The following is a 13482-nucleotide window of genomic DNA, read 5'->3' as shown; positions in this document are numbered from 1 at the left end:
CAACTTCACCCGTACGGGTCACACACCGCTGGGGCTCAGTAGCGTACGGTGAACGACACTTCGCGACGAGGGGGAGCGGCGCGGGACCTGAGGGGGTGTCGCTCGTGGGCGGGCTGGGAGTTCTCGATCAGCTCGAACTCGGCGATCACGTCTGCTGGACCGTCGACGACGACGCTGTACGGCTGGACGCGGTCGTCGACGTTCTGGCGTCCGGCCTGCGCTCACGTCAGAAGGTCTGCTACCTGGGCCCCTCGCCGGCGACGATCCTCGACGGTCTCGTGAAACGCGACGTGGCCACGCGGAGCGCGCTGGCCACCGGCCAGCTGGTCGCCGAGACCCCCGAGGGCAGCTATCTCGCCGGCGGCTCGTTCGACGCGGCGGCGACCGTCGAGCATTTCCTGGCCGAGAAGGAGAAGGCCCGCGACGAGGGCTACCGGGGCCTGCGCGTGGTCGGCGACATGTCGTGGGCGTCGCGCGGTGTGCCCGGGTCCGAGTCGCTGGAGTGGTACGAGGCCCGCATCAACGAAGTGTTCGTCGACGGTTTCGTGGCGGGCGTGTGCGCGTACGACCGAAGGCTCTTCGATCCGTTGACCCTGCGCCGTCTCGCCCTGGCCCATCCGGGCGCCGCCGGCCCGCTGCTGCCGTTCGACCCGGCGTCGTCGCTGCGCTGCCGGCGCACGACCGAGCCGTTCGGGATCAGACTCAGCGGCGAGGCCGACATGTCCAACCGCTGCGCGCTCGAATCGGTGCTGGCCGGCCTGATCGCCGACCTGCCGTCGCACGGGGGCGAGGCGATAGTCGACGTGACGGGCCTGCGCTTCGCCGACACGGCCGCGGCCCGGGTGGTCATCCGGGCGGTCGCCGACAGCGACCGCCGCATCCGCGTCCGCGGTTGCCTGCCCGTGGTCGGCCGCCTGCTGCGCTTCCACGGCCTGACGAACGAGGCGATCCTCTAATTCCAGAATCCGTCGTGTACGGCGGTGGCGCTCGGCAGGGGCACGGGCCCGTCCACCAGAATCTCGCGCCCACCCCGGGCGAACACTTCACGGCACGGCAGCCGCAGAGGAGGAATCCCTTCCTCCTCCTCGACCATGCCGGCCAGATCGGCCTCGGACAGGGCGAAGACGACGCGCCCGATCCCCGACCAGTAGATCGCCCCCGAACACATGGCACACGGCTCGGTGCTGGTGTAGAGCACGCTGCCGGACCGCTCCTCGAAGGAGAGCTTCCCGGCCAGCCGAACAAGATTGGTCTCGGCGTGCCCGGTGGCGTCCTCCCCGGTGACCACACTGTTGCGGGCCTCGAGAGTCTTCCCGTCCGGCGTCAGAAGCAGCGCCCCGAAGGGGTGATCGCCCCGCTTGCGCGCTTCCCAGGCAAGCTCGACCGCCCGCTCCAGATACCCGTTGTCCACGTCCGCGTCCATGATCACCAGCGTACGGCCCGCATGCCCGTTCACCTGCTGGGAGGACATGCTCGGGGTGTCTTTCCCGGCGGGCGCTGATCACAGCCGTCCCGAAGGCCCGTCCTCCGCGTAGGCTTGACGTTGCTACTCTCGGGTGCCTGGCGATGTTCGCGAGAGCGTGACGGGGACCCCTTTTTGACAACGTGGAGGAACTCCTCGTCCACAATTGCAATAAATCGCTCGCGGCGACTTCTAGAATTGACCTTCTTCTGTAGGTCGCTACATTTTCCCAAAACATCCGAGGAACCCCACGAGTTCGTCGGCCTTGTCCATCACCGCGATTAACGCTGACGCGGCGCCGTAGCTCTGCTCGATGTCGCTGAGCCGCGAGTAGTCGTCGCTCTTGGCGTACAGCCGGCCGAGGACGAGGGGCGTCACGAGGACACTCGCCATCGCCACCGTAAATGCGAGGACGCACATCGTCATCAGTGCCCACCGGGCGGCGATCCCGGTGTGCTCGGTCGTCCGAGAATCCGCAGCCGTCATGTCGACTCCCCGGCGTGTGTACCGTCAGCTTGTCTGAGCCCGGCCACTCAATCGATACTCATTCATCCTGTCAACGAATGCTTCTTGGCATCCGCCATCCGGCAGAAACGGATCATGCGACGCCTCGGCAGCGATGATCTGCTTACCTCGGCAGCGGAGAGAAAGGCGACAATGACTCCGCATTGACCGGGCGGGTCGGGGTGACCAGCATTGTCATATGTCTACGTCAACGGGGAAAAGTGTTGCTCTGGTGATGGCCTTGGTGATCGTTATCGGTGGTGTGTGGTTGCTCTTGCGGCCACGTGGACCCATTGTCGCTGAGAGGGTGGCTCGTGAAGTTGCCGTGCTCGGCGGGCCGGCCGGGTGGCTCGTGGCCGACGCGCCGGTGACGCTGATGGGGGCGGCCGGGACGGCTCGCGGGCCGCTTGTCGTCAACGAGGAGACGGGGCGGTTCGCGGTCAGCTGGACCACCACGGTGACGGCCGCTTCAGCGGAGCGGGTGTGTGGTGCGCTCGGTGCGTGGGCCGTGCGGGCGGTCGGGCATCCCGCGCCGGCCGCGGTGGTGGGTGCCTGCCGGGATGTCGTGGCTTCGCCGGGGGAGGGTGGCATCTTCGACAGTTTCGGGACCGAGGATCGGCATGTGTACTCGGCCTTCGTGGATTACCACGCTGCCGTTGAGACGACGTTGTATGCGACGTTCGACTATCGGCCGGGGCCCGTAGAGTCGAAGGGCTATGGAGATCCCTACGGATGAGCGGATCCGGGCGCTGCACGAGCGGTATGCGCCTGGGCCGGAAGCGTTCGAGCTCGTGTACACGCACTGCCTGATCGTCTGTGAGGTGGCCGAGCGGCTGCTTCGGGGGCGGGAAGGGGAGTTCGACGTCGGTCTGGTGCGGGCGGGGGCGCTTCTGCACGACATCGGGGTCTACCGGCTCGGGGCGGGGGAGAGCTATCTGCGGCACGGGGTGCTCGGGCACGAGCTGCTGGCCGAGGCCGGGCTGCCGGAGCCGTTGCGGCGGTTCTGTTCGTGTCATACCGGGGTGGGGATCACGCGGGAGGACATCGAGCGGCAGGGGCTGCCGCTGCCGCCGGGGGACTACGTGCCGGCCGGGGGTGAGGAGACCCTGGTCATGTACGCGGACAAGTTTCACAGCAAGACGGCGCCGCCGGTGTTCGTCAGCGCCGCCACCTACCGGGCGAGCGTGGGCAAGTTCGGGGCGGGCAAAGCGGAGCGGTTCGATGAGCTGGTACGGGAGTTCGGGGTGCCCGAGCTGGGGGACCTGGCCGAGGCCTACGGGCACGCGGTGACCTGAGCCCGGTGCCACACTGAAGCGGTGAGCGACTACACAGTGGACACCAGCGTTCCCCATTCGGCACGGGTCTGGAACTACTGGCTCGGCGGCCGGGACAACTACGCCGTCGACCGGCGGGTCGGCGATCAGGTGCGGGCGGTGTTTCCCGAGATCGTGGACGCGGCCCGGGAGACACGGGCGTTCCTGCGGCGGGCCGTCGCGTTTCTGAACGACGCGGGGGTGCGGCAGTTCCTCGACGTGGGCAGCGGGCTGCCGGCCGCCGGTAACACGCACGAGCTGGTGGCGCCGGGGAGCCGGACCGTTTATGTCGACAACGATCCGCTCGTGCTCGCTCACGCCCGCGAGTTGCTGCACGACGGCGACGTGCACTTCATCGACGGGGACCTGCGCGACGCCGACGCCCTCGTCGAGCGGGCCGGGGCGTTCATCGATGACGGGGAGCCGGTCGCCCTGCTGATGCTCGGGGTGATGGGGCACGTCGAGGACCCGGACGAGGCCCGGGCCATCGTCGGCGGGCTGGCCGGGCGGCTTCCGGCCGGCAGCTACCTCGTGATGTCGGACGGCACGGCCACGAGCGAGCGTGTCATCGAGTCGCACCGGCAGTACAACGAGAGCGGCGCCGTGCCGTACCACCTGCGCGAGGTCCTCGACTTCGAAGCGTTCTTCGAAGGGCTCGAGCTCGTCGCGCCGGGCGTCGTCCCGCTGACCCGGTGGCGGCCCGGCGGGGGCCCGGTCAAGGACGTCGACGGTTACGCGGGGGTCGCGGCGAAGACCTTCGGGCGGGCGTAGACCGTCAGCTCGGTGGTGCACAGATCGACCGGGTCAAATTCCTTGAAGTCCTTGTGTACGGGGAAAGCGCCGTCCAGGGCCGTGCGGGACTCGGCGTCGACGACGCGGTCGCAGCGTTCCAGGCCGAAACCGGCGTCGGCGAACATCCGGATCAGCTGCGGCGCGCGCAGGCGGTTGCAGTACGCGTACTCATTGCCGGCGAGACGGATCCACTGCTTCGCCGAGTAGCGCAGGAAGTTGATACGGGTGATCGCGCTGTCCTGGTGGGCGAAATGGTCGCTGGGGTCGATCAGGTGGGCGGCGAAGCCGGTGGGGCCGAGCAGGCGGCGCGACTCGGCCAGGATGGCCCGCAGGGCGCGCGGCGTGACATGCTCGAAAACGGTCATCGAGAAACTGAGGTCGAAACTGGCGTCGGGGTCCTGCATGTGGGACGCGTCGCCCGGGGCCAGATAACGAATGCCGATCCGGCGGAACAGTTCGCGCGGGCGGTCGGCCAGATCGGCGATCACGGAGAGTCGCGCGCGCAGTGTGATCGGTGAGACCAGACCCTCGTACAGCGAAAGAATTTGATCCTCGGCCTTGACCATCTTGTGCAGCATCTCGGTGGTCAGGTCGGGTTGCAGGCGGCGGTGCAGGTCGACGGTGACGACCTCGCGGGCGCCGCACAGATGCATGGCGACCGGTGCGATCGGCAGGTGGCCGGTGCCGATCTCCAGGCAGCGCATGCCCTCGAGGTGCAGGCCGAGGCCGGTCAGCCGGCGCATCATCTCGGCGTGCTGCGGCAGGCGCCGGAACGGGTCGGCGGCCAGGCGGCCCAGGCGGCGCTGGATCTGCCGGTACGCCATGTCGCCGCCGGGCGCCGCGGCACAGATCCGCTGGATACGGGCCTTGGTGGTCCACCGCATATATCCACCCTAAAGGCCCACCGGGCGCACCGCGGGGATACCACGAATGCCGCCGGAAAGCGCCCGTCGAGACCCACCTGTTATCGATAACAAAGTTTCAGCCTCGTGTCCGCAACGTTGCTTTGAACGGTTGACATGTTCCTATGTGAGCGTTCACACTCGACCGCACCCAGCCCTCAAGAGTGAGTTATTCATTGAAGGAGTTCCCCGCATGAGACTGTCCAGGATGGGTGCGGTGGTTTCCGCCGCCGTGCTGGTGACAGCCCTGACCGCGTGCGGTTCGGCCGAGAAGACCGTCGATAAAGAGGCCGGCGCCGGCGGCGACAACGCGGGCGCGCTGATCGGTGTCACCATGCCGACCCGCACCTCCGAGCGGTGGATCAGCGACGGTGACAACGTCAAGAAGCAGCTGGAGGCCCTCGGCTACAAGGTCGACCTCCAGTACGCCGGCGATGACATCGCGACGCAGACGCAGCAGCTCGACAACCAGATCACCAAGAAGGCGAAGCTGCTGATCATCGCCTCGATCGACGGCACGGCCATCACCACCCAGCTGGAGAACGCGAAGGCCAACAACATCCCGGTCATCGCGTACGACCGCCTGATCCGCAACAGCCCCAACGTCGACTACTACGCGACGTTCGACAACTTCAAGGTCGGCGTGCAGCAGGCCACCTCGCTGCTGACCGGCCTCAAGGTGCTCAACGCCGACGGCTCCAAGGGCTCGGTCAAGGGCCCGCTGAACATCGAGCTGTTCGCCGGTTCGCCCGACGACAACAACGCGACGTTCTTCTTCAACGGCGCGATGAGCGTGCTCAAGCCGTTCATCGACGACAAGACCCTGGTCGTCAAGAGCAAGCAGACCGACTTCAAGACGGTCGCGATCCTGCGCTGGCAGCCGAAGGTGGCCCAGGAGCGCATGGAGAACCTGCTCACCTCGACCTACAAGGACGGCGCCAAGGTCGACGGCGTTCTCTCGCCGTACGACGGCCTCTCGATCGGCATTCTCTCTGCCCTCAAGAGCAATGGCTATGGTACGGCCGCGCAGAAGTACCCGGTCGTCACCGGCCAGGACGCCGAGGCGGCCTCGGTGAAGTCGATCATCGCCGACGAGCAGTACTCGACGATCTACAAGGACACTCGCCAGCTGGCCAAGACCACCGTCGAGATGGCCGACGCCGTGCTCAAGGGCAACAAGCCGACGACGAACAACGACAAGGACTACGACAACGGCGTGAAGGTCGTCCCGTCGATGCTCCTCGAGTCGGTCATCGTCGACAAGACGAACTACAAGAAGGAACTCATCGACACCGGCTACTACACCGAGGCCCAGCTCGGGTCATGAGTGACACCATCCTGCGCATGCGGGGCATCTCCAAGACGTTCCCGGGCGTCCGCGCGCTCGACGACGTCAACCTGGAGGTGCTCCGCGGCGAGATCCACGCGATCTGCGGGGAGAACGGCGCCGGCAAGTCCACCCTCATGAAGGTGCTTTCCGGCGTCTACCCCCACGGCGAGTACGACGGCGAGATCGAGTTCGACGGCGAGCCGGTCCGGTTCGCCGGCATCCGCGACAGCGAGCACAAGGGCATCGTCATCATCCACCAGGAGCTGGCGCTCGCCTCCAACCTCTCGATCGCCGAGAACATCTATCTCGGCAACGAGCTCGCCCACCGCGGCATGATCGACTGGAACCGCACCAACGCGGCCGCGGCCGAGCTGCTCGACCGGGTCGGCCTGAACGAGAACCCGGTCACCCCGGTGCTCGATCTGGGCGTCGGCAAGCAGCAGCTGGTCGAGATCGCCAAGGCGCTGTCGAAGAAGGTACGGCTGCTGATCCTCGACGAGCCCACCGCGGCGCTCAACGACGACGACTCGGCCCATCTGCTCGGCCTGCTGCGGGGCCTGCGCGACGAGGGCATCACCTGCGTGATCATCTCGCACAAGCTCAACGAGGTCCTCGACATCGCGGACCGGGTGACCATCCTGCGCGACGGTCACACCATCACCACGCTGCCGTCCGAGGGCCTGACCGAGGAGCGGATCATCTCGGGCATGGTCGGCCGCGACCTCGACCACCGCTTCCCGCCACACACTCCTTCCGTCGGGGAAGAAGTTCTCCGGGTCGAGGACTGGACCGTGCACAGCCCGACCCAGCACGGCCGGGTACTGGTGCGCGACGCCAACCTCACTCTGAAGCGCGGCGAGATCGTCGGTCTGGCCGGGCTGATGGGCGCGGGGCGCACCGAGCTGGCGATGAGCATCTTCGGCCGTTCCTACGGAACCAACATCTCCGGGCGTCTCTTCAAGGACGGCAAAGAGATCAAATTGCGGTCCGTACGCGAGGCGATCGAGCACGGCATCGCCTACGCCACCGAGGACCGCAAGCGTTACGGCCTCAACCTCATCGAGGACATCAAGCGCAACGTCTCGGCGGCGGGTCTCAGCCGGCTGGCCAACGGCGGCTGGGTGGACGACAACGAGGAGTACAAGGTCGCCGAGGGCTACCGCAAGAGCCTGAACATCAAGGCGCCCAGCGTCGCCAGCATCACGGGCAAGCTCTCCGGCGGCAACCAGCAGAAGGTCGTCCTCGCGAAGTGGATCTTCACTGACCCGGACGTGCTGATCCTCGACGAGCCGACGCGCGGCATCGACGTCGGCGCCAAGTACGAGATCTACACGATCATCAACGAGCTCGCCGACGCCGGAAAGGCCGTGCTCGTCATCTCCTCCGAGCTGCCCGAGCTGCTCGGACTCTGCGACCGCATCTACACGCTCTCGGCCGGGCGGATCACCGGTGAGGTGCCCCGCGCCGAGGCCACCCAGGAGGGCCTGATGACCCTGATGACCGCCGGGCAGGAGGTCCCCTCGTGAGCAGCCTGGCACCGACAAACGCCGACCTCTCGGTCGACGCGCCGCCGCCCGCGCCCGTACGCAAAGGCCCGGGTTTCTCCTTGAATCTGCGCCAGAGCGGTATCTACCTGGCGTTCGCGGCGATCGTTCTGCTGTTCACGATCCTCACCGGCGGCGACCTGCTGGCCCCGCAGAACATCAGCAACATCATCGTCCAGAACTCGTACATCCTGATCCTGGCCATCGGCATGATCCTGATCATCATCGCCGGGCACATCGACCTGTCGGTGGGCTCGGTGGTGGCGGCCTGCGGCGCGGTCGCGGCCGTGCTGATGGTCGAGCACAGCGTGCCGTGGCCGCTGGCCATCCTCATCACGCTGGTGGTGGGCGGCGTGATCGGCGCCTGGCAGGGCTACTGGGTGGCGTACTTCGGCATCCCGGCCTTCATCGTCACGCTGGCCGGCATGCTGCTGTTCCGGGCGGTCACCCTGATGATCCTGGGCAACCGGGGCATCGGCCCGTTCCCCGACGAGGTCCGCACCCTGTCGAACGGCTTCATCGACGGCTACCTGGGCAACATCGGCCTGGGCGCGCTCGGCGGCGCCGACCTGCTGAGCCTGCTGGTGGGCGTGGCCTCGGTGGTGGGCATCGTGGTGGTGCAGTGGCGGGCCCGCAAGGGCCGCCAGAAGTACGGCCAGGCGGTGGAGCCGTTCCCGCTGTTCGTCACGAAGATCGTGGTGGCGGCGGTGCTGGTCATGTTCGTGGTGATCCAGCTGGCCCGCTTCCGCAACCTGCCGTGGGTGCTGGTCCTGCTGGCGGCGCTGGTCCTGGGCTACTCGGTGCTGACGAACAAGGCGGTCTTCGGCCGCCAGATCTACGCCATCGGCGGCAACCTGCAGGCGGCGACGCTGTCCGGCGTGAAGGTCAAGTCGGTCATCTTCTGGATCTTCGTCAACATGGGCGTCCTGTCCGCGCTGGCCGGCATCATCTTCGCCGGCCGCCTGAACCAGGCCAACCCGACCGCGGGCAACAGCTTCGAGCTGGACGCGATCGCCGCGGCCTTCATCGGCGGCGCCGCGGTCCAGGGCGGCGTGGGCAAGGTGGTGGGCGCCATCACCGGCGGCCTCATCATGGGCGTCATCAACAACGGCATGAGCCTGATCGGCGCCGAGTCCGAAGAGGTCATGCTGGTCAAGGGCGCCGTCCTGCTGGCCGCGGTCGCCTTCGACATCTGGACGAAGCGCCGCGCGGGGGCGTCGCGCTGATCCGGTGACCAGGACGGGCGCTCGCCGAGCGTTCCGTCCTGGTCGGCACCCCGGCGTCAGCGCGTTTCCGCGCCCACCGTTTCCGCGCCCACCGTCTCCGCGCTCGGCAGGCGGAGCATGAACCGGCTGCCGTGCGGGACGGCGTCCTCGTACCAGACCTGGCCCTGGTTCGCCTCGGCCAGCAGCCGGGACAGGTACAGCCCGAAACCGGCGCCGGTTCTCCCACCGCTGGACTGCTCGGCCTGGGTGAAACGGTCGAACAGGTGCTCGACGAAGTCGGCCGGCACCCCGTTGCCCTCGTCGGTGACGGCGAACAGGACGTCGTGGCCCGTGTCGTCGAGAGCGGCCGAGACGCGGATGTCGCCGGGGCTGTACTTGACCGCGTTCGTGACGAAATTGGTCAGCACCTCGTGGGTGTGCACCGGGTCGGCCCACACGGCCGCGCCGGACGGGCAGTCGCAGACGCTCACCCGCGAGCGGGCCTGCTTGGACAGATTGTCGGTGACCCGGGTCAGCGCGTGCTCGACCGGCAGAACGACCGGGTGGGTGTCGAGTTCACCCGGCTCGGCGTGACACAGCACGAGCAGGTGCGCGGCCATGTCGAGCAACTGGTTGACCCGGTTGCCCAGCGCCTGGACGGCGGCTCGGCGCTCCTCCTCGGTGATCGTGTCCCACTCGTGGGTCAATTCCTCGGAGTACGCCGAGATCACCGCCAAGGGCTGGTTGATCTCATGGGACAGGGTGGCGATGATGTCACTCTTCCAGGCGCCGGCGGCCTCCAACTCCCGGTTGACGGTGGCCAGGTGCTCGGCCCGGTGGCTCAGTTCGCGGTGGGCCCGGTCGAGGTCCTCGTGGGCCGCCCAGAGCCGGCGGTAGAGATTCGCGGTCTCGGCGAGCAGCGCCAACAGCACCACCCCGGAGGAGACCAGCAGCGTGATCCGCGCCGCGTAGTAGCCCAGCGTGTAGCGGTGCGGGGCGGCCATGAACAGGATGGTGGTGGCCAGCGACGCGCTGATCGCCACCACCACCCACTGTTCCACCGCCGGCCGGTGACGCGAGTTCCTGACGACGGCCAGCAGACTGACCGCCGCGACCAGCAGCGTCGCAATCACCGCCCAGCGGCAGGCCACGGTCGGTGTCCCGCCCAGATACAGCCGGGGCAGCCGGTCGGCGGCACCGACGACGGTGCCGGTCACCGCGACGACCAGCGCCAGCACCGACGACGCCGCGATCCCGGCCGCGGCCCGCCGCCGGGTCCGGGCCAGCTCGCTCAGGCGGCCCGGCAGCGCCGCGACAAGATACTGCTGTGCCGCCGCGAGCGCCGGAAAACCGCCCAGGAGCGCCAGAAAGAGCCACGGACCGCAGACCTCGGACCACGCTGACTCGGACCCCAGGCGCTGGATCCGGGTGAAGCCGACGGCATAGGGCGCCATCATCAGTGTGGAGTAGAGGTAGGCCGACGACAGGCCCAGCGTCGCCACTCGCCCGCCGGCCAGGAACTGCTGCACCAGCAGGTACGCGGTCAGCAGGTCGGCCGACGCCATGAGGACGAAGAACGAGATGATCAGGTTCGGATGAACGGTCAGGCGATAGCCGGCGATCGGCACCAGGGCCAGGGTGACGGCGACGACGGCGATCGCATACACCGGCAGGCGGCGGCGTATCGGGGCCTCTTCCGGCCGTCCCGCAATGTTCCCCGGGCCCACGGCCATCGCCTCCAACCCAGCACAAATCTCACATAAAGGCTACCGAGGTTCGCCTCCGAACTGGCCGGAATCCGAGGACGGCCGATCGGGCTGTCGCAGGAAGCCGGTCACGGCGGCGGCGAGCGCTTCCGGGTTCTCCTCGGCCATGTGGTGGCCCGACTCGATCGGCACGCCGCGGAGGCCTGGGGCCCAGCGCCGCCAGATGGCCAGCGGGTCGCCGTAGAGCACTTCCATGTCATCGCGGGTGGACCACAGGAACAGGGTCGGGCAGGCGACGGTGTGGCCGGCGGCGCGATCGGCCAGCTCGTGGTCGTTGTCGACGCCCAGGCCGGCCCGGTAGTCCTCGAGCATCGCCTTCACCGTGTCGGGGTCGTTGGTGGCCTCCCAGAACTCGGCGTAGTTCTCCTCGCCCATGCGGGTGGGGTCGCCGGCGTACCAGGCGTCGGGGTCGGCCAGGATGGCCCGTTCCGGCTTGTCGCGCTGGGCGAAGAAGAACCAGTGATACCAGTCGCGGGCGAAGCGGGCGTCGCAGCGGGACAGGGCCTCGCTGATCGGGACGCCGTCCATGACGACCAGCTTCCGGACACTCCCCGCGTGATCAAGTGCGAGCCGGAGCGCCACATAGCAGCCGCGGTCATGGCCGACCGCGGCGTATTGATCGTGGCCGAGCTTGGTCATCAGGGTGTGCAGGTCACGGGCCACCGTGCGTTTCGACTGTTGCAGATGGTCGTCCTCGATGGGGGCCTTCCCGGAGCGGCCGTAGCCGCGCATGTCGGGGCAGACGACGGTGAAGCCGGCCGCCACCAGCAGCGGGGCGACGCGGTGCCAGGTGGCGCCGGTGCGCGGGTGGCCGTGGATGAGCAGCACGGGTGGGCCGTCGCCGCCGTGGCGGACCCGCAGGCCCACCTCACCCACGTCGATCCACTCGTCTCGGAAGCCTTCGAACATGGCGGTGGACGTACCCGCGAAAAAATCTTTGGAACGCGAGCAACCTTTCAGGCCCCTCCGACCACTTGATCGTGTCTGAAGTGATCAGGAGGACGTTTGATGAAGTACGCAAAGGGCGCGCTGATCGGCGGGGTCGCCGTGCTGGCGGTCGCGGCGGCGGGGCTGACCGCGACCGCGTTCGCCGCCGGTGGGCCGTCGTTCGGCGACACCTTCGAAGACGGCGACACCAGCGGGTGGTCGAAGTCGGGCGGGTCGTGGTCGGTGGTGACCGACGGCAGCAAGGCGTTGCGCCAGGCCGACAACGGCAGCGAGCTGGCCCGGTTCTTCGCGGGCGACACCAGCTGGACCGACTATTCGGTGCAGGCGTCGGTGCGGCCGCTGACGTTGGCGTCGTCCGGCGCGTCGGCCGGCATCGCGGCCCGGGCCAGCGGTTCGCACGAGTTCGAGCGCCTGGTGCTGGCGTCCGGGACGGCGCGGCTCGAGGAGGTCAAGGGCTCGGCGGTAACGGTGCTGGGTTCGCTGGCCCTGCCGGCCGCCGGCAGCGGCTGGCACAAGCTGCGCCTCGACGTGTCGGGCAAGCGCGTCACGGGCTATGTGGACGGCAAAGTTGTCGGCGACGTGTCCACGGCGAAGCTGACGAAGGGCCGCATTGGCCTGCTCACGGTCGACGCGTCAGCGTCTTTTGACGACATTTCCGTGGGCACGGCGGGGAACACGCCCACAACCGCACCGACGGCCACCCCGACCACGGCCACCCCGACCACGGCCACCGCCGCGCCGACCGCGACCGCCAAGCCGACCACCGCCGCGCCGACCGCGACCACCGCCGCGCCGACCGCGACGGCCACCGCGAAGCCGACCACCGCCGCGCCGACGGTCACGGCTTCTCCGGTGGCGACGACCTGGCCGACTCCGGTCAGCACCACCACGCTCACCGCCACCCGCAAGATCACGGGATCGGTGGACGGCGGCAACGTCCGCTTCGTCGGCGGCGGCGACCTCGGCGGCGACGGCCAGGACGAGGGCCAGGACCCGCTGTTCCAGCTGGCCGACGGCGCCACCCTGTCCAACGTCATCATCGGCAGCCCGGCTGCCGACGGTGTGCACTGCCTGGGCACCTGCACCCTGCGCAACGTCTGGTGGCAGGACGTGGGCGAGGACGCCGCCACCTTCAAGGGCACGTCGGCGAGCCAGACCATGACGGTCATCGGCGGCGGCGCCATGCACGCCTCGGACAAGACGTTCCAGCACAACGGCCCCGGCACGTTCGTCATCAAGGACTTCCAGGCCAGCGACATCGGCAAGCTCTACCGCTCGTGCGGCAACTGCTCGAAGCAGTACGCCCGCAAGGTCCAGGTCTCGAACGTCACGGTGACCACGCCGCTCAAGGCCTTGGTCGGCGTCAACGCCAACCTCGGCGACGTGGCCACAGTCGACAAGGTGACGGTCGTCGGCGGCACCAGCAAGACCGTCATCTGCGCCATCTTCAAGGGCGTGACCAGCGGCGAGCCGACCCAGACAAGCTCCGTCCCCGACGGCAAGTCCTGCACGGCCACCAACATCACCCTGAAGTAGCGCGCCCCCATACCGGAGCGGGGGCGCGCAGCCCCGCCCCCGCTCCCCAGGCCGGCCCGGCCGGCCGGGACCCCGGCCGGGCCGCCCGCACGCGGCGTTGTCCGCACGCGGCGTTGTCCGCACGCGGCGTTGTCCGCACGCGGCGTTGTCCGCACGCGGCGTTGTCCGCACGCGGCGTTG

The 13482-nt window shown here is 68.5% G+C and carries 13 protein-coding genes; 8 read left to right on the top strand and 5 right to left on the bottom strand.

Features of this window, described 5'->3' with window-relative positions:
* Positions 1-104: 104 nt before the first annotated feature.
* Positions 105-956, top strand: coding sequence for an MEDS domain-containing protein (locus CRP55_RS27140; protein WP_179855347.1), 852 nt, complete (start codon positions 105-107; stop codon positions 954-956).
* Here the strand turns inward: CRP55_RS27140 and CRP55_RS27135 are convergent.
* Together CRP55_RS27135 and CRP55_RS27130 are read right to left on the bottom strand one after the other, a co-directional pair.
* Positions 953-1423: a nucleoside deaminase gene (locus CRP55_RS27135; protein ID WP_097323095.1), complete on the bottom strand. Its 471-nt coding sequence runs from the start codon at positions 1421-1423 to the stop codon at positions 953-955. The two genes, CRP55_RS27140 and CRP55_RS27135, sit on opposite strands and share 4 nt — an antisense overlap.
* 258 nt (positions 1424-1681) lie before the next feature.
* A complete protein-coding gene (locus tag CRP55_RS27130; RefSeq protein WP_097322959.1) occupies positions 1682-1948 on the bottom strand; it encodes a hypothetical protein in 267 nt (88 codons plus the stop codon).
* A 217-nt stretch (positions 1949-2165) separates the two neighbouring features.
* Between CRP55_RS27130 and CRP55_RS27125 the strand changes: the two genes are divergently transcribed.
* The 3 genes from CRP55_RS27125 to CRP55_RS27115 are packed head-to-tail and all read left to right on the top strand — an operon-like array spanning position 2166 to position 4050.
* Positions 2166-2702 (top strand): hypothetical protein, encoded by a 537-nt coding sequence (locus CRP55_RS27125; protein ID WP_143234900.1) that lies wholly within the window; start codon positions 2166-2168, stop codon positions 2700-2702.
* Positions 2683-3261: an HD domain-containing protein gene (locus CRP55_RS27120; RefSeq protein ID WP_097322957.1), complete on the top strand. Its 579-nt coding sequence runs from the start codon at positions 2683-2685 to the stop codon at positions 3259-3261. Before CRP55_RS27125 ends, CRP55_RS27120 begins: the two co-directional genes overlap by 20 nt.
* Positions 3262-3282: 21 nt before the next feature.
* A complete protein-coding gene (locus CRP55_RS27115; protein ID WP_097322956.1) occupies positions 3283-4050 on the top strand; it encodes an SAM-dependent methyltransferase in 768 nt (255 codons plus the stop codon).
* Here CRP55_RS27115 and CRP55_RS27110 read toward each other — a convergent pair.
* The gene (locus tag CRP55_RS27110; RefSeq protein WP_097322955.1) at positions 4011-4955 is read right to left on the bottom strand and encodes a class I SAM-dependent methyltransferase; all 945 of its coding nucleotides are present in this window, start codon (positions 4953-4955) and stop codon (positions 4011-4013) included. The two genes, CRP55_RS27115 and CRP55_RS27110, sit on opposite strands and share 40 nt — an antisense overlap.
* A 211-nt stretch (positions 4956-5166) precedes the next feature.
* Between CRP55_RS27110 and chvE the strand changes: the two genes are divergently transcribed.
* Genes chvE through mmsB form a run of 3 tightly spaced genes read left to right on the top strand, consistent with a single transcriptional unit; the run spans position 5167 to position 9073 of the window.
* Entirely contained in the window at positions 5167-6300 is a 1134-nt protein-coding gene (chvE, locus tag CRP55_RS27105) for a multiple monosaccharide ABC transporter substrate-binding protein (protein WP_097322954.1), read from the top strand.
* Positions 6297-7829 (top strand): multiple monosaccharide ABC transporter ATP-binding protein, encoded by a 1533-nt coding sequence (mmsA, locus tag CRP55_RS27100; protein ID WP_097322953.1) that lies wholly within the window; start codon positions 6297-6299, stop codon positions 7827-7829. The genes chvE and mmsA overlap by 4 nt, the downstream gene beginning before the upstream one ends.
* Positions 7826-9073, top strand: a complete 1248-nt coding sequence (gene mmsB, locus CRP55_RS27095) for a multiple monosaccharide ABC transporter permease (protein WP_097322952.1) — start codon at positions 7826-7828, stop codon at positions 9071-9073. The genes mmsA and mmsB overlap by 4 nt, the downstream gene beginning before the upstream one ends.
* 56 nt (positions 9074-9129) lie before the next feature.
* Here the strand turns inward: mmsB and CRP55_RS27090 are convergent, their stop codons facing one another.
* Positions 9130-10785, bottom strand: a complete 1656-nt coding sequence (locus CRP55_RS27090) for a sensor histidine kinase (protein ID WP_097322951.1) — start codon at positions 10783-10785, stop codon at positions 9130-9132.
* Positions 10786-10818: 33 nt separating this feature from the next.
* The gene (locus CRP55_RS27085) at positions 10819-11727 is read right to left on the bottom strand and encodes an alpha/beta fold hydrolase (protein ID WP_097322950.1); all 909 of its coding nucleotides are present in this window, start codon (positions 11725-11727) and stop codon (positions 10819-10821) included.
* A 99-nt stretch (positions 11728-11826) separates the two neighbouring features.
* Here CRP55_RS27085 and CRP55_RS27080 point away from each other — a divergent pair, with 99 nt between their 5' ends.
* Positions 11827-13302 (top strand): pectate lyase, encoded by a 1476-nt coding sequence (locus CRP55_RS27080; RefSeq protein WP_097322949.1) that lies wholly within the window; start codon positions 11827-11829, stop codon positions 13300-13302.
* The last annotated feature ends 180 nt before the right edge of the window (positions 13303-13482 follow it).

This window comes from Paractinoplanes atraurantiacus, from assembly GCF_900215205.1.
GTDB classification, from domain to species: Bacteria; Actinomycetota; Actinomycetes; order Mycobacteriales; family Micromonosporaceae; genus Actinoplanes; species Actinoplanes atraurantiacus.
This window is presented reverse-complemented; position numbering and strand designations above follow the sequence as displayed.